Source organism: Bacteroides neonati, assembly GCF_000499785.1.
Lineage (GTDB): Bacteria > Bacteroidota > Bacteroidia > Bacteroidales > Bacteroidaceae > Bacteroides > Bacteroides neonati.
Genome location: NZ_HG726021.1, coordinates 41,081 through 58,306 on the forward strand (window position 1 = coordinate 41,081; position 17,226 = coordinate 58,306).

General features: G+C 40.1%; 10 protein-coding genes and 2 tRNA genes. 10 read left to right on the forward strand and 2 right to left on the reverse strand.

The window, feature by feature from the left end; translation table 11 throughout:
- Positions 1 to 2 precede the first annotated feature (2 nt).
- From TY03_RS09270 to TY03_RS09290, 5 genes are all read left to right on the forward strand, one after another.
- The gene (locus tag TY03_RS09270; protein WP_042369473.1) at positions 3 to 704 is read left to right on the forward strand and encodes a tetratricopeptide repeat protein; all 702 of its coding nucleotides are present in this window, start codon (positions 3 to 5) and stop codon (positions 702 to 704) included.
- Between the two features lie 33 nt (positions 705 to 737).
- On the forward strand, positions 738 to 2,579 hold the full coding sequence (locus tag TY03_RS09275; protein WP_042370141.1) for a BatD family protein: 1,842 nt from the start codon (positions 738 to 740) through the stop codon (positions 2,577 to 2,579).
- A gap of 18 nt (positions 2,580 to 2,597) precedes the next feature.
- Entirely contained in the window at positions 2,598 to 3,437 is an 840-nt protein-coding gene (locus TY03_RS09280; protein ID WP_042369475.1) for a tetratricopeptide repeat protein, read from the forward strand.
- A 211-nt stretch (positions 3,438 to 3,648) separates the two neighbouring features.
- Positions 3,649 to 3,939 carry a hypothetical protein gene (locus tag TY03_RS09285; RefSeq protein ID WP_042369477.1) on the forward strand — a complete coding sequence of 97 codons (291 nt, stop codon included), beginning with the start codon at positions 3,649 to 3,651 and terminating at the stop codon, positions 3,937 to 3,939.
- Between the two features lie 85 nt (positions 3,940 to 4,024).
- A complete protein-coding gene (locus tag TY03_RS09290; protein ID WP_042369478.1) occupies positions 4,025 to 5,155 on the forward strand; it encodes a universal stress protein in 1,131 nt (376 codons plus the stop codon).
- 245 nt (positions 5,156 to 5,400) lie between these two features.
- On the opposite strand, the gene TY03_RS09295 is transcribed toward TY03_RS09290, so the two are convergent.
- Entirely contained in the window at positions 5,401 to 6,615 is a 1,215-nt protein-coding gene (locus TY03_RS09295; protein ID WP_042369480.1) for a tetratricopeptide repeat protein, read from the reverse strand.
- Between the two features lie 32 nt (positions 6,616 to 6,647).
- Entirely contained in the window at positions 6,648 to 9,191 is a 2,544-nt protein-coding gene (gene gyrA, locus TY03_RS09300; protein ID WP_042369483.1) for a DNA gyrase subunit A, read from the reverse strand.
- A gap of 605 nt (positions 9,192 to 9,796) precedes the next feature.
- Here gyrA and TY03_RS09305 point away from each other — a divergent pair.
- From TY03_RS09305 to TY03_RS09325, 5 genes are all read left to right on the forward strand, one after another.
- Positions 9,797 to 12,334: an ATP-dependent Clp protease ATP-binding subunit gene (locus TY03_RS09305; protein WP_042369485.1), complete on the forward strand. Its 2,538-nt coding sequence runs from the start codon at positions 9,797 to 9,799 to the stop codon at positions 12,332 to 12,334.
- A 104-nt stretch (positions 12,335 to 12,438) separates the two neighbouring features.
- Positions 12,439 to 14,484: a molecular chaperone HtpG gene (gene htpG / locus TY03_RS09310; protein ID WP_042369487.1), complete on the forward strand. Its 2,046-nt coding sequence runs from the start codon at positions 12,439 to 12,441 to the stop codon at positions 14,482 to 14,484.
- 171 nt (positions 14,485 to 14,655) lie between these two features.
- Complete coding sequence (locus tag TY03_RS09315; protein ID WP_042369488.1) at positions 14,656 to 16,953, forward strand: patatin-like phospholipase family protein; 2,298 nt, start codon at positions 14,656 to 14,658, stop codon at positions 16,951 to 16,953.
- 81 nt (positions 16,954 to 17,034) lie between these two features.
- Positions 17,035 to 17,108: transfer RNA gene (locus tag TY03_RS09320), tRNA-Arg, on the forward strand.
- A gap of 18 nt (positions 17,109 to 17,126) precedes the next feature.
- Positions 17,127 to 17,200: transfer RNA gene (locus TY03_RS09325), tRNA-Arg, on the forward strand.
- The last annotated feature ends 26 nt before the right edge of the window (positions 17,201 to 17,226 follow it).

Below are 17,226 nucleotides of genomic sequence, written 5' to 3' on the forward strand. Positions count from 1 at the left end.
TTATGTGTAGAAATAAATATATATATATTGTAGCGCTTTTATTGTTGGCCGTTAATGTATCTGCTCAGAAGGCAGAACGTGATTATATCCGCAAAGGCAATCGTTTATTCAATGATAGTGTTTTTGTGGATGCCGAGGTAAACTACCGCAAAGCCCTCGAGGCTAATCCGGGGTCATCTGTATCCATGTATAACCTGGGAAACACATTGTCTCAACAGCAAAAATTTAAAGATGCCATGGAGCAATATGCATCGGCTGCCAAAATAGAGAAAGATAAAATGAAATTAGCACATATTTATCATAATATGGGTGTTTTATTTCAGGCAGGAAAGGATTATGCAAAGGCTGTAGATGCGTATAAAATGTCATTGCGTAATAACCCGAAAGATGATGAAACACGTTATAATTTAGCCTTGGCACAAAAGCTTTTAAAGGATCAGCAACAGAATCAAGATCAAAATCAAGACAAAAACAAAGAAGATCAACAAAAGCAAGACCAACAAAAGGATAAAGAGAAGAAAAAAGACGAAAAAAATAAGGATCAGCAGCAGCAACCGCCAAAGCCTGAGAAGAAAGAGAATGAAATGTCGAAAGAAAATGCCGAACAACTGTTGCAGTCGGTTATGCAAGATGAGAAAGACGTTCAGGATAAGGTGAAAAAGCAACAAGTGATACAGGGAGGACGTCTCGAAAAAGACTGGTAATAATATATATAGATGATAAAAACTTCAGAAGTAATGAGAAAGTTAATTTTCTTATTGATGGCAGTGATGGCAGTGAATATCTCGGTATTGGCCGATGAGAAGATATCATTCACTGCATCAGCGCCTGATGCAGTCGCCATAGGCGATCAGTTCAGGTTGTCTTATACGGTGACTACACAAAAAGTACGTGATTTCCGAGCACCTTCTATCAAAGGGTTCGATGTATTAATGGGGCCTAGCCGCTCACAACAAAGTAGTACGCAGATAATAAACGGTAATGTTTCTTCTACGAATAGCATTACGTTTACTTATATCTTAATGGCTACTTCAGAAGGAAACTATACCATTCCGGGAGCTACAATTACCGCAGATGGCGATCAAATGGTGTCTAATTCGTTAAGAATAAAAGTATTACCTGCCGATGCTGATGCCGGTTCCTCTTCCGGAAGTAGTGCTCAAAGCAACAGTAGTGGTAGTCGTAGCTCATCCGGTTCGACTATTTCAAATCAAGATCTCTTTATTACGGCAACTGCCAGCAAAACGCGGGTGTATGAACAAGAGGCTTTTCTGTTGACTTTTAAGATTTATACGAGAGAACCTCAATTGCGTTTTGACAATGTAAAGCTTCCGGACTTTAAGGGATTCCATTCGCAGGAAATCGAAATGCCTGCCAATGCAAAATGGTCTCAGGAACATTATAAAGGTCGCAACTATTCTACAACCGTGTATCGACAGTTCGTACTTTTTGCTCAGCAATCGGGTAAGTTGGTCATTGAGCCTGCTCGCTTTGATGCTTCGGTGGCTAAACCTGTTCAGACAGCCGACCCGTTTGATGCATTCTTTAATGGAGGTAGCAACTATGTTGAAATCAAAAAAGCGCTTCTTACCCCTAAAATAACGATAGACGTTAGTGCGCTTCCGGCTGGCAAGCCTGCCAACTTCTCGGGTGGTGTAGGAGAGTTCAGTATTAGTTCTTCCATCAATAGCCAGGAGGTAAAAACAAACGATGCCATAACCATTAAATTGGTTGTATCGGGCACTGGCAATCTAAAACTGATCTCCAATCCGGATATTAAATTCCCGGAAGATTTTGAAGTATATGATCCTAAGGTCGATAATCAGGTTCGTTTGACGAAAGAAGGATTATCGGGAAGTAAGGTTATTGAATATTTAGCTATACCCAGACATGCCGGCACGTTTAAAATACCTGGTGTTTCCTTTAGCTATTTCGATATCAAATCAAAATCCTATAAGACTTTAAAGACTGAAGACTATGAGGTAAAAGTCGAGAAAGGAGCTGGGAATGCAGACCAGGTGATTGCTAACTTTACAAATAAGGAAGATTTGAAGATTTTGGGTGAAGACATTCGTTATATTAAACAGAATGATGTAACCTTGCAACCCAAGGGAAGTTTCTTCTTCGGTTCGCTTCTTTATTGGTTGTTCTATATCATACCCGGTATTGCCTTTATTGCTTTCTTTATTGTATACCGTAAGCAAGCTGCAGAAAATGCCAACGTGGCCAAGATGCGTACGAAAAAAGCCAATAAAGTTGCTGTTAAACGAATGAAGCTTGCAGGTAAATTGCTTGCTGAAAACAAGAAAGGCGAATTCTACGACGAAGTTCTTAAAGCACTATGGGGCTATATCAGTGATAAATTGAATATTCCGGTTTCGCTTTTATCGAAAGATAATATCGAAGAGAAACTGAGAAATTATGGTGTAAGTGAGGAACTTATTCAAGACTTCCTGAATGCTTTAAATGAATGTGAATTTGCACGTTTTGCTCCTGGCGATGAGAATCAGGCTATGGATAAAGTTTACTCAGCTTCAATGGAGGTAATGAGTAAAATGGAAAATTCGATTAAGCATTAAATTAGAATGAATTACATTATGAAAAAGATATTGTTTTTTACCTTTTCTTTGTTGATTTCGGCTCTGGCTTTCGGTCAGGATTCATTGGCCGTAGATACAACGCAAGCGCTCTCTACCGATTCGGTTAGTATGGGTGCTCACACTACTTTTTCTTCGGCCAAGCTAGAAGATGCCACCAAATCAGAAGGTGATAGCGCTTATATGAAAAACGATTATGCATCAGCCATTCAGATTTACGAGGCTTTATTGAATAAAGGAGAAGCAGCCGAAATCTATTATAACTTAGGAAATAGCTACTATAAATCCGGTGAAACAGCCAAAGCTATCCTAAATTATGAACGTGCTTTATTGCTTCAGCCGGGTAACAGCGATATACGTGCCAATTTAGAAATAGCTCGTTCAAAAACGATTGATAAGGTAGAGCCCACTCCCGAAATCTTCTTTGTGTCTTGGACAAAGGCACTGATTAACAGCATGAGTGTAGATGCATGGGCCAATTGGGGCATTGTTTTCTTTATTTTGCTCATTGCTTCTCTCTATTTCTTCTTCTTTTCTAAAGTAGTTGTACTTAAAAAGGTTGGTTTTATAACCGGACTACTGTTTTTGATATGTACAATACTTGCCAATGTTTTTGCTATGCAACAAAAAGAGAGTTTGTCAAATCGTGATAGTGCTATTGTTATGAATCCGAGCGTAACCGTTAGAAGCACTCCCAATGAGAGTGGGACATCATTGTTCATTCTCCATGAAGGGAGCAAGGTTATGATTAAGGATAATTCAATGAAGGAGTGGAAAGAAATTCGTTTGGAAGATGGAAAGGTGGGTTGGGTCCCAGCCACTTCTATTGAAACTATATAAAGTTGAGATTTTTAACTGTAATTATAATTTCCCGAATAATAGATTTTCATCTAATTGTTCGGGGAATTATTTTAGAATACAACCCTTTAAGAATTGTTTTTCTATAAATTACGAAAAAAGATATGCAAATAATTTGTTTTATCTTTTTTTTTCCTTAAGTTTATAGCGTGATAGTAAAATCACTTAGTATTAACCATTAAATTTATCGGTCATGAGAACAATAACATTCAATGAGCTACGTAAAATTAAAGATTCATTGCCCAGTGGTAGCATGCATAGAATAGCAGATGAACTTGGTCTGAATGTGGATACGGTAAGGAACTTCTTTGGGGGGCATAACTTTAAAGAGGGTAAAAGCGTTGGGATACACCTTGAACCGGGTCCGGATGGCGGGTTAGTAATGCTCGATGATACTACTGTACTTGACCGGGCGCTATGCATCTTGAAAGAATTAAACTTAAGCATGCAAAAAGAGCCGACTACAGAGTTTATACGCGCTTAATTTAAAGATACTGACAGAATCCCAATTGATTGATAAACAATTGGGATTTCTTATTTGTTAATTTCATTTTAAAACAAATCGAATTATGGACGATAAATTAGTTACATTAGCCATTCTAACATATACCAAAGCTCAGATATTAAAGAACGTACTTGAGAATGAAGGTATAGAGACTTATATCCAAAATGTAAATCAAATACAACCGGTTGTATCATCGGGTGTTCGCTTACGGATTAAGGAGAGTGACCTTCCGCGTGCATTGAAAATTACTGAAAGTTCTGTATGGTTAGCTGAAAGTATAGTGGGAGAGAAGTCCCCTAAAGTTGACGGAGAACGTAAAAAGATATTGATTCCTGTCGACTTTTCAAGCTATTCGATGAAAGCTTGCGAGTTTGGTTTCAATTTTGCAAAAACTTATGACGCCGAAGTCGTTTTATTGCACGTTTATTTTACTCCGGTATATGCTTCTTCACTGCCTTATGGAGATGTTTTTAACTATCAAATAAATGATGAAGATGCGGTTAGAACTATTCTGCAAAAGGTTCATAGCGACTTAAATACTTTATCTGATAAGATTAAAGCAAAAGTAGCCTCGGGAGAGTTTCCAGACGTAAAATATACTTGTGTTTTACGCGAAGGTATCCCCGAAGAGGAAATTCTTAGATACAATAAAGAGCAACGAGCCAGAATCATTATAATGGGTACTCGTGGTAAGAATCAGAAAGACATAGACTTGATAGGAAGTGTTACTGCCGAGATCATTGAGCGTAGCCGTACCACAGTATTGGCTATTCCCGAGCATACACCGTTCAATCAGTTTGATAATGTTAAACGAATTGCTTTTATTACTAACTTCGATCAACGAGACTTGATTGCTTTCGAGTCATTTATCAATGACTGGAAACATTTCCATTTTTCCGTTTCTCTAATTTATTTGACCGACATGAAAGATGCGAAAGATACTTGGAATGAAATTAAGCTGGCAGGAATAAAAGAATATTTCCATAAGCAATATCCCGACTTGGATATTCAGTATGATGTAGTGATGAATGATGATATTTTAAAAAACCTGGAGCAATATATTGAAAGTAGCAAGATTGATATTATAACATTGACATCCTACAAACGAAACATATTTGCTCGATTATTTAATCCTGGAATTGCTAGAAAGATGTTATTTCATTCAGATACACCATTGCTGGTTATTAACGGATGATCAGTGAGTTAAAATTAAGTCGTTTAAAATAATGATATAATACCAATTATGTTTAATAGTAAATTTCAATTTATTGTAAACTAATTGATTAGATAGTATAAGAGTCATTCATCGTAAACACTATCCTCTTCCACAATAATTTGAGATGAATATTTTTTAGTAAGAATAGCAATAAAAAAGAGACGATCACATAAAAACATGTGATCGTCTCTTTTTTATTTTATCAAATAGATGATGCTATTTGATTAGTTTTGAATTTTTTCAATTTCTTCAAATTCTGGTCCCATATTCAAGTTATAATAAACTCTATAAAGACCGGGTGCCCACAAATCCTTCTGATCGGGTTTGAGTTGTCTAGCCTTTTCATAATATGGTCTAGCTTCCTCATAATACTTCTTAACCTTAGCCTGAGCTGCAGCATATTTCGGATCATTAATATCTGTAGTCGACTTGTCAGAGTATTCTTGAGCCTGCATAATAAGCACCAATCCTAAGTTTGAATAGGCTTCTGCATATTGAGAATCAGCTTCGATAGTCTTTTTGTAGAACTCAATGGCTTTGTCATAATCTTTAAGGTTATGATAAAGGTAAGCTTTTACGTATAAATAAAGCTTATTATTGGGTTCTTTTGCCAACATCTCATCAGCAAACTCCATTGCCTTTTGTGGTTGATTAGAAGCGCTGTAATAATCTACCAGATTAGCAAAGAAATATTGGTTTTCAGGGAATTTTAGGATACCTTCTTTCAATACTTCTACCCATTTGGCAGTGTCACCTTTCGCTTTATATGCATCGGCCATCAATTGCATGGCAAATTTACCACCATCTTTGTCTTTCAGTGCATAAGGAGCATACTTCATAATAGCATCTTTATCTCCTACTCTGTCGGCAGCTAAAGTAGCATAATAAGCAACTTGAGGAAGAATCGTGTCTTTTTCTAATAAGTTTTGATCCTCCATCATCGGATAAGTAGCTGATTCAACGTATGTTGCAAAGAACTTTAGTGCATCTGCATTTTTGTCTAAATTAAAATACTGAATACCACCATTGATCAGGTTCGGACGCTCAGCCAACATTGTTGCGCTGTTTGACTTTCTGAATTTGTTCTTTACTTTTCCTTTTTCGTTAGGAATTTGCGCCAATTCATCACACTTAACGAAATACTTGTACATGTCTAAGATGCTATTGTAAACCCTCAATGTGTCGTAAGGTTTTCTTAAATAAGCATTTTCCATTTCCTTTTCGTTAATTCTTTTCTGAATAAAACCTGCTACATCCCATGTTGCAGCATCGTCTTTCGTCTCAGGATTAGTCAAAGCTTCTTTAATTAGCTGTTCAGCCTTTTTGAAGTCCGGTTTTACCTCGGTAGCAATACTCTTGGCTTCTTTTACGTTCTTCTGTTGAGCGAATGCGAAGCTAACTGCCATCAATAAAACCATTGAAAATAATACTCTTTTCATGATTGTTGTTTGATTAATTATTAATATTAGGTCTATTCTTCTGTTTCTTCATTTGCCGTCATATCTACTTGCGGATCGACAGGGATGTTGCCCTCCTCTTCTTCCATGGGTGGAATGACATCTTCGAGACTTTCTGTAGTAACTTTACATACGGAACCGATGTGGTCGTTACGCTTTTCAAGATTAATTAAGCGAACACCTTGTGTAGCACGTCCCATAATACGGAAATCTTCAACTTTTAAGCGTATTGTGATACCCGATTTATTGATGATCATTAAGTCATTCTCGTCTGTTACAGATTTGATGGTCACTACCTTACCTGTCTTGTCGGTAACATTCATGCTCTTCACACCTTTACCGCCACGATTGGTTTTACGATAGTCTTCGATGTTGGAACGCTTACCGTATCCTTGCTCCGAAACAATCATAATTGATTCTTTCTCGAGGTCTTTAACACAAATCATACCTACTACTTCGTCTGTACCGTCTTCATCTAAGCGGATACCACGCACGCCGGTTGCCGTACGACCCATAACGCGCACTGCTGCTTCATGGAAGCGGATGGCACGGCCATTGCGGTTGGCAATGATGATTTCGTTGTTACCGTTAGTCATACGTACTTCAATAACACGGTCGTCCTCGCGAATAGTAATGGCATTTACACCATTTTGGCGTGGTCTTGAGTATTGTTCAAGCAATGTTTTCTTGATAATACCGTTTTTAGTACAGAATAGTACGTAATGATTGTTGATATAGGCTTCGTCCTGGAGTGTTTTCACACGCAGATAAGCGGTTACGGCATCGTCCGAGTCGATATTCAATAGGTTTTGAATAGCGCGTCCCTTCGAAATCTTCGTTCCTTCAGGAATTTCATATACTTTCAGCCAGTAACATTTACCTTTTTGGGTGAAGAACATCATTGTATTGTGCATAGTAGCCGGATAGATGTGCTCTACAAAGTCTTCGTCGCGAGTTTCTGAGCCTTTTGACCCTACTCCACCGCGGTTCTGAGAACGGAATTCGGTTAGAGGGGTGCGCTTGATGTATCCCAGATGCGAAATAGTGATAATCATTTCGTCATCGGCATAGAAATCTTCCGGATTAAACTCTTCGGACGAATAAACAATTTCGGAGCGGCGTGTATCGCCATATTTTGCTTTTACCTCGAGTAGTTCGTCTTTGATTACCTGACGGCATACTTCTTCGTCGGCCAAAATGCTTTCAAAATAAGCTACTTGCTTCATTACATCCTCGTATTCGGCGTGCAACTGGTCTTGTGCAAGACCTGTGAGCTGGCGAAGACGCATTTCGACAATGGCACGAGATTGGATTTCGGTCAGTTCAAATCGATCCATCAAGCCTTGGATGGCTTCATTGGGGGTTTTGGCTGCACGAATGATACGAATTACTTCGTCGATATTGTCGGATGCAATGATCAAACCCTCGAGAATATGAGCACGCTCTTTGGCTTTGCGCAAATCAAACTCGGTACGGCGAATAACCACATCGCGTCTGTGCTCAACGAAATACATGATTAAGTCGCGCAGATTCAACATCTTAGGACGTCCGTGTACCAATGCTACGTTGTTCACACCAAATGAGGTTTGCAGAGCCGTCATCTTGTATAGTTTATTCAATACTACACTGGCATTGGCATCGCGCTTGATATCGATAACGATACGCATACCATCGCGGTCGGATTCGTCATTGGCATTTGAAATACCTTCTATTTTCTTATCGTTTACAAGATCGGCGATGTATTTGATTAACTCGGCCTTGTTTACATTGTAAGGAATTTCGGTAATAACGATTTTATCGTGTGAATGTCCTGATTCGATCTCCGCTTTTGCACGCATAACCACACGGCCACGGCCTGTAAGATAGGCTTCGCGTACGCCGCTTATACCATAGATGTAACCTCCTGTTGGAAAGTCGGGTGCTTTGACGTAGTTCATAAGCTCCTCGACCGTTACTTCTTGATTCTCCAAATAGGCATGACAGGCATCAATAACTTCGGTTAGGTTATGAGGCGGCATATTGGTAGCCATACCTACGGCGATACCTGAAGCACCGTTTACCAGCAAATTCGGAATACGTGTGGGCATCACTTTGGGTTCGCTCAACGTATTATCGAAGTTTGGTTCAAAATCGACAGTCTCTTTATAGAGGTCCTGCATCATCTCTTCACCAAGCTTGTTCAGACGGGCTTCCGTATAACGCATAGCAGCAGGGCTATCGCCGTCTACGGAACCAAAGTTACCTTGTCCATCAACTAGTGGATAACGCATTGCCCATTCCTGGGCCATACGCACCATTGCAAAATATACAGAGGAATCTCCGTGAGGGTGATACTTACCGAGTACTTCACCCACGATTCTGGCTGATTTTTTGTAGGGTTTATCCGACATATTGCCCAGTTCCATCATTCCGTATAAAATTCTACGGTGAACCGGCTTAAACCCATCTCTAACATCTGGAAGGGCACGCGAAACAATGACCGACATGGAGTAGTCAATGTAGGATGACTTCATTTCCTCCTCGATGTTTATCTTTATAATTCTGTCTTGCTCAAGCATTTAAAAAGATTATTAATTATACATTCTTGGCTTATCAAAAACCATGCTAAAGTACTACTTTTTCGCGATATACAAAAGTTTTCGAGGATAAAGTTTTTGCTATTCTTAATATCTGTTTGGATTATGTGAATGTAGGCTATGACTATTTTTAGCATTGTATCTCCTCTTATGAATGAGTACGTACTTTGATTGTAAATGAATACGTATTCTTTGGTATCAAGAGTACGTACTTAACAGCGCGTTAATATACTAGTTCTTCCAACAAGGAAAAGCTTTCTGTTTAGCTCTTGTTTGTTTTGTCTTATCTTGCTGTTTTTCAGATTTTTATTTCATTTTTCGTACTTTGTTTTCATATTGCTTTGCCCGTTTCTTCACGTTTTTGCTTATTCAATGGCTGGTTCGGTTTAGCGTAGATACTTGTGTTTTTATTAACTTCGATTCTTGCTAAAACCTTTCGAGGTTTTGATGAGTATATATATAATGTGTATGAAGTTTTTTTTGGCACGGCATTTGCTGTTACAATAAATACCGCGAATATGGTGCGTAAACTTAATTATTGCGTATATTTGCCAGTAAATAACAGCTTAAGAAGAAGGAAAATAAATATGAATAATCAATTCTCACAAAGAGTTGCCGATGTTATCGTCTTTAGCAAAGAAGAAGCAAACCGGTTGAGAAGCAGACATATCGGACCTGAGCATCTGCTGCTTGGGCTGCTTCGTGACGGTGAAGGAAAGGCTATTGAGATTTTGTCGAAGCTCAACACAAATTTAACCGATATAAAACAGCAAATTGAGACTCGGCTAAGAAATGAGACCGATGACCTTTCACTTCCCGAGACGGAACTACCATTGTCTGATAACGCCGCAAAGATATTGAAAATGTGTATTCTTGAAGCACGTGGACTCAAGTGCAATGTGGCCGATACGGAGCACATCTTGTTGGCCATCTTGAGAGACCGCGATAATATGGCTGCTTCGGTATTGAAAGACAATGACGTAGACTACAAAGCGGTGTACGAGCAACTCTCTTTACAGCCCGATACGAGTGCCGGAATGGGCTTTTCGGAAGACGAAGAGGAGGATGACGAGTTAAATTCACCCCATTCGCCGGGAAATAAAGAACCCGAAGGATATCGACAAGCTCAGGCTGCTTCTAAGAAAACAGCTAACGATACTCCTGTACTTGATAACTTTGGTACAGATATGACCAAAGCAGCCGAGGAAGGTAAGCTGGATCCGGTCATCGGTCGCGAACGTGAGATAGAGCGTTTGGCTCAGATCCTGAGTCGCCGTAAAAAGAACAATCCGATTTTGATCGGTGAACCCGGTGTGGGCAAATCGGCCATTGTAGAGGGGTTGGCGCTTCGTATCGTACAGAAAAAGGTATCGCGCGTTTTATTTGATAAGCGTGTAGTAGCTCTCGATATGACCTCGGTGGTAGCCGGAACCAAGTATCGCGGGCAATTTGAGGAACGTATTCGCTCCATTCTCAATGAGTTGCAGAAGAATCCGAATGTGATTTTGTTTATCGACGAGATTCATACCATCGTAGGTGCCGGTTCGGCTGCGGGCTCAATGGACGCAGCCAATATGCTGAAACCTGCTTTGGCGCGTGGCGAAATACAGTGTATTGGAGCCACTACGCTCGATGAATACAGGAAAAATATAGAAAAAGACGGTGCGTTGGAACGTCGTTTTCAGAAAGTAATGGTAGAACCCACTACGGCCGAGGAAACGCTTCAGATTCTGCGCAACATCAAGGATAAATACGAAGAGCATCACAATGTGAACTATACCGATGCTGCATTGGAGGCTTGTGTCAAGTTGGCAGACCGCTATATTACCGATCGCAACTTCCCCGATAAGGCGATTGATGCTCTTGATGAATCGGGTTCACGCATCCATCTGACCAATGTAAGTGTGCCCAAGGAGATGGAAGATCAAGAACAACTGATCGAAGAAGCGAAGAATAAAAAGAATGCAGCGGTGAAATCGCAAAATTTCGAATTGGCTGCCAGCTTCCGGGATCAAGAGAAGGAACTTTCGCTTCGCTTGGATGAGATGAAGAAAGATTGGGAAGAACGCTTGAAGGAGAATCGTCAAACGGTTGATGGAGAAGATATTGCAGACGTTATTTCAATGATGTCCGGTGTGCCTGTTCAGCGTATGGCCGAAGCCGAGGGGCTTAAATTGGCAACGATGAAGACGAATTTGCAATCGAAAGTGATTGCTCAGGATGCTGCTATCGAGAAATTGGTAAAGGCCATTCTCCGTAGCCGTGTTGGCCTGAAGGATCCAAATAAGCCGATTGGTACATTCATGTTCCTAGGTCCTACCGGTGTAGGTAAAACACATCTGGCCAAAGAGCTTGCCAAATATATGTTCGGCTCTTCGGATGCATTGATTCGCATTGATATGAGCGAGTTTATGGAGAAATTTACCGTTTCGCGTCTTGTTGGAGCGCCTCCGGGCTATGTAGGATACGAAGAAGGCGGACAGCTCACCGAAAAGGTGCGTCGTAAACCTTACTCCATCGTGTTGCTCGATGAGATAGAAAAAGCACATTCGGATGTGTTTAACCTCTTGCTTCAAGTGATGGACGAAGGACGATTGACTGACAGTTATGGCAGAGTCGTTGACTTTAAAAACACGGTTGTTATTATGACCTCGAACGTAGGAACCCGTCAGCTAAAAGACTTTGGGCGTGGAGTTGGCTTTGCTACTCAGAACCGCTTGAACGATAATGAATTTTCGCGTAGCGTTATTCAGAAAGCGTTGACGAAATCTTTTGCTCCCGAGTTCATTAATCGAATCGACGAGATTATCACCTTCGATCAACTTTCGCTCGATGCGATAACGAATATCATTGATATTGAGCTTCAAAGCCTGTATAAACGAGTTGAGTCGATAGGCTACAAATTGGTCGTAGAAGACAAGGCAAAGCAGTTCATAGCCTCTAAGGGGTATGATGTGCAGTTTGGTGCCCGCCCGCTAAAGCGTGCTATACAAACTTACCTTGAAGATACGTTATCAGAACTTATCATATCTGCTTCGGTTAGTGATGGAGACACGATTCGGGTTTCGCTCAACGAAGAAAAGGGAGAGCTGGAGCTGAAAACTGTGTCATCAGAAGAGAAATAAACTGCAAAATAGACGTCAAAATGTCAGACTTTAGGGTCTGGCATTTTTTTTGTTTTCTACTCAACAAATCAATTTAATATTCATAATTTTAAATACACATTATTATGCAAAAAGGCAATATTGGGGTTACTACAGAGAATATCTTCCCCATCATAAAAAAGTTTTTGTACAGTGATCATGAAATTTTTCTTCGCGAACTGGTTTCTAATGCAGTCGATGCTACCCAGAAGTTGAATACACTCGCTTCAGTAAGTGAGTTTAAGGGCGAATTGGGCGATTTGACCGTTCGTGTTGCTTTGGGACCCGATACCATTACTATCTCCGATCGCGGTATTGGTTTAACGGCCGAAGAGATTGACAAATATATCAATCAGATCGCTTTCTCCGGAGCGAATGACTTTTTGGAGAAATATAAGAATGACGCTAATGCCATTATCGGTCATTTTGGCTTGGGCTTCTATTCTGCTTTTATGGTTTCAAAGAAGGTTGAAATTATTACGAAGTCTTATAAGGAAGGTGCACAAGCTGTGAAGTGGTCATGCGATGGTAGTCCCGAGTTTACCTTGGAGGAGGTTGAGAAGGCAGATCGCGGAACCGATATCGTTCTTTATATTGATGATGATTGCAAAGAATTCCTCGAAGAAGCCCGTATTTCGGCTTTATTGAAGAAATATTGTAGCTTCCTTCCTGTTTCTGTGGCTTTCGGCAAGAAAAAAGAGTGGAAAGATGGCAAGCAGGTTGAAACAAGCGAAGATAATATCATCAATCAAACCGCTCCTTTGTGGACTCGCAAGCCTAGCGAGCTTTCGGACGAAGATTATAAGAAGTTCTATCACGACCTATACCCGATGTCGGACGAACCTCTGTTTTGGATTCACCTGAATGTAGATTATCCGTTCCACCTCACCGGTATTCTTTATTTCCCCAAGGTAAAGAGCAATATCGAACTGAATAAGAACAAAATTCAACTTTATTGCAATCAGGTTTATGTAACCGATTCGGTTGAAGGCATCGTACCCGACTTCCTTACCTTATTGCATGGTGTAATCGATTCTCCGGATATTCCGCTGAATGTTTCTCGCTCGTATTTGCAGAGTGATTCGAATGTGAAAAAGATTTCGACATACATCACCAAGAAGGTATCCGACCGCTTGCAATCGATCTTCAAAAACGATCGTCCGCAATTTGATGAGAAGTGGAATGACTTGAAAATATTTATCAATTATGGTATGCTTACTCAGGAAGATTTTTATGAGAAAGCGTCAAAATTCGCCCTTTTCACCGATACGGATGATAAGCATTACACCTATGATGAGTACCAGACATTGATTAAAGAAAATCAAACAGATAAGGACGGAAATCTGATTTATCTTTATGCAAATAACAAAGACGAGCAGTTTAGTTACATCGAAGCTGCCGTCAACAAAGGCTATAATGTATTGTTGATGGATGGTCAGTTGGATGTAGCGATGATTAGCATGCTCGAACAGAAGCTCGAAAAATCTCGTTTCACTCGTGTCGATGGCGATATCATTGACCATTTGATTGTAAAAGAGGATAAGAAAGCGAATGCGCTCGAACCCGATAAGCAGGAAATGCTCTCTGTTGCATTCAAGAGCCAGTTGCCGAGCGTAGAAAAAGTTGAGTTTAACGTCATTGCACAGTCTTTGGGCGAAAATGCTGCTCCGGTGATGATTACTCAGAGTGAGTATATGCGCAGAATGAAAGAAATGGCCAACATTCAGGCCGGTATGAGCTTCTATGGCGAAATGCCCGATATGTTCAACCTGGTATTGAACGCCGATCATAAATTGGTAAAACAGGTGTTGGCCGATGAAGAGATTGCTTGTGCTGCAGATATCGTTCCTTTGAAGTTCTCTATCGACGATACGACTAAGCGTCGTGACGACTTGAAAAAGAAACAAGAGGGCAAGAAAGAGGAAGAAATTCCTACTGCCGAGAAAGACGAATTGAATGAGCTGAATGCGAAGTTGGATGAGCTGAACCATAAGAAAAATGCTCTTTTCACAACGTATGCAGCAGAAAATAAGGTGGTTCGCCAATTGATCGATTTGGCGTTGTTGCAAAATAACATGTTGAAAGGCGAGGCATTGAATAACTTCGTAAAAAGAAGCATTGAACTAATTTAAGCGCCCCTTTTTAATTCATTACATAAAAGCGAACGAGAGCATTGCAACTGAAAAGTATTGCAATGCTCTTTTTCTATATTAAAAAAGAGGGTTCTCTCGATTAATTGGAAACTTTTGTATATATTTGGGCGTTCAATATTGAAAAATAGATCATTTGTTTGACTGGTATTTATGAAGAAATTTCTTTTACTGCTATTTGTCTTTTTACTTTCATTTGCTCCCACATTCGCTCAGAAGGTTGGGCTTGTGTTGAGTGGCGGTGGAGCTAAAGGATTGACCCATATCGGTATTATTCGAGCGTTGGAGGAAAATAATATTCCCATTGATTATATTACAGGCACTTCGATGGGTGCTATTATAGGCTCTTTATATGCGATGGGCTACTCTCCCGATGATATGGAAGAATTATTGAAGTCGGAAGAGTTTAAACGCTGGTACTCGGGCGAAATAGAAGAGAAATACATGTATTATTTTAAGAAAAACCAGCCTACTCCCGAATTTCTTAATATCCGATTCTCTTTCAAAGATTCCTTGAGCATCAAGCCACAGTTTCTGCCTTCAAGTGTGGTCAATCCCATTCAGATGAATTTGGTATTTGTAGACCTTTATGCACGGGCTACAGCTGCTTGTGGCAGAGACTTTGATAAACTTTTTGTTCCTTTTCGCTGTGTTGCCTCCGATGTATATAACAAAAAGCAATTGGTGTTGAAGCACGGCGATTTAGGTGATGCCGTACGGGCATCTATGAGTTTTCCGTTCATGTTCAAGCCTATTGAACTAAATGGCGTTTTGGCTTATGATGGTGGAATTTACAATAATTTTCCGAGCGATGTGATGCGGGATGATTTTAATCCCGACGTGATAATCGGCAGTGTAGTAGCTACTAATCCTACTAAACCAAAAGAGAATGATTTGATGAGCCAGATTGAAAATATGGTGATGCAGAAAACCGATTATTCTCTTCCGGATTCCGTCGGAGTAGTAATGACGTTTAAATATGATGATGTTAATCTTCTTGATTTTCAGCGAATTGACGAACTGCATGATATCGGTTACAATCGTGCGATCAGTATGATGGATACCATCAAAAAGCGAATCCGACGAAGGGTAAATATGGATAATATCCGTTTGAGGCGTTTGGTTTATCGAAGCAACTATCCCGAATTGCGATTTAAGAATATCTATATTGATGGTGCCAATGGGCAGCAACAGGCTTATATGAAAAAAGAGTTTCATGTTTCCGACAATAAAGAGTTCACTTACGAGGATGTGAAGCGAGGTTATTTCAGGTTGCTTTCCGATAATATGATCTCAGAGATTATTCCGCATGCGGTATATAACCCTAAGGATGACTCATACGATTTGCACTTAAAAGTCAAGCTGGAGGATAACCTGGCGGTTCGTGTGGGCGGGAGTCTTTCGACTACTAGTTCGAGCCAGATATACCTGGGGCTTAGCTACCAAAACTTAAACTACTATTCAAAGGAGTTTTCGTTTGACGGACAGTTAGGTAAAATCTACAATAACGCTCAGTTGATGGCTAAGATTGATTTTGCGACTACCATACCGACCTCGTATCGTTTTATCGCATCAATCACTACGTTCGATTACTTCAAAAAAGATAAACTATTCTCTCGAAATGATAAGCCTGCTTTTAATCAGAAAGACGAGCGGTTTGTCAAGCTATTGGTTGCACTTCCTTTCCTGTCGAGTAAGCGTGCCGAGTTTGGCTTTGGTATGGCGCAGATAGAAGATCGTTACTTTCAAGGAAACGTGATCGATTTTGATAAGGATAAATACGATAAAAGCCGTTATCGGCTATTTGGAGGATCTATCAGCTTCAATGGAAGCACACTCAATTCGCGGCAATACCCTACGATGGGAGCCCGTGAGGCTTTGGTGGCACAGATATTTACCGGTAAAGAGTACTTTTATCCCGGTATGAAATTGGAAGGTAAAAAGAATACCGAAGAAGACCATTCCTGGTTGCAATTGTCGTATACGAAGGAAAAATACCACCGTATGTCTGAGCATTGGACGTTAGGATGGTATTTGCAGGCTTTATATGCTTCGAGAAACTTTTCGGAGAACTATGTCTCAACGATGATGCAAGCAAGCGAATTTGCCCCTACAGCGCATGGTAAATTAACGTATAACGAAGCATTCCGTGCCAATCAATTTGTCGGCGCAGGTATTCGTCCAATCTATCGTTTGAATCAGTTATTCCATCTTCGTGGCGAATTTTATGGTTTTATGCCTATTTTTCCTATCGAGAAAAACTCTATAAATAAAGCATACTACGGAAAAGCCTTTTCTCGCTTCGAATATTTAGGAGAAATTTCTCTAGTTTGTCAATTACCTTTTGGATCGATATCTGCATATGTAAATCATTATAGCTCACCGAGAAGGGAGTGGAATGCCGGTCTTACATTGGGCTGGCAGCTGTTTAATTATCGGTTTATTGAGTAAATTTGTAGAAAGAAAATCCTAGAAACGCTTGCTATTCTCAAAAAAGTCCGTATCTTTGCACCCGTTAAACAAAAACAAAGAGGCCGCGTAGCTCAACTGAATAGAGTAGCTGACTACGGATCAGCCGGTTACAGGTTTGAATCCTGTCGCGGTCACTTTGAAAATTAGCCAATGGCCGCGTAGCTCAACTGAATAGAGTAGCTGACTACGGATCAGCCGGTTACAGGTTTGAATCCTGTCGCGGTCACTGATAATTTTAAGTTTAATAACGAG

Excerpts from the sequence above, each read along its gene's own strand:
- TY03_RS09270 (WP_042369473.1), top strand. The coding sequence starts at position 3 with ATGTGTAGAAATAAATATATATATATTGTAGCGCTTTTATTGTTGGCC.
- TY03_RS09290 (WP_042369478.1), top strand. The coding sequence starts at position 4,025 with ATGGACGATAAATTAGTTACATTAGCCATTCTAACATATACCAAAGCT.
- TY03_RS09285 (WP_042369477.1), top strand. The coding sequence starts at position 3,649 with ATGAGAACAATAACATTCAATGAGCTACGTAAAATTAAAGATTCATTG.
- TY03_RS09315 (WP_042369488.1), top strand. The coding sequence starts at position 14,656 with ATGAAGAAATTTCTTTTACTGCTATTTGTCTTTTTACTTTCATTTGCT.
- TY03_RS09275 (WP_042370141.1), top strand. The coding sequence starts at position 738 with ATGAGAAAGTTAATTTTCTTATTGATGGCAGTGATGGCAGTGAATATC.
- gyrA (WP_042369483.1), bottom strand. The coding sequence starts at position 9,191 with ATGCTTGAGCAAGACAGAATTATAAAGATAAACATCGAGGAGGAAATG.
- htpG (WP_042369487.1), top strand. The coding sequence starts at position 12,439 with ATGCAAAAAGGCAATATTGGGGTTACTACAGAGAATATCTTCCCCATC.
- TY03_RS09305 (WP_042369485.1), top strand. The coding sequence starts at position 9,797 with ATGAATAATCAATTCTCACAAAGAGTTGCCGATGTTATCGTCTTTAGC.
- TY03_RS09295 (WP_042369480.1), bottom strand. The coding sequence starts at position 6,615 with ATGAAAAGAGTATTATTTTCAATGGTTTTATTGATGGCAGTTAGCTTC.
- TY03_RS09280 (WP_042369475.1), top strand. The coding sequence starts at position 2,598 with ATGAAAAAGATATTGTTTTTTACCTTTTCTTTGTTGATTTCGGCTCTG.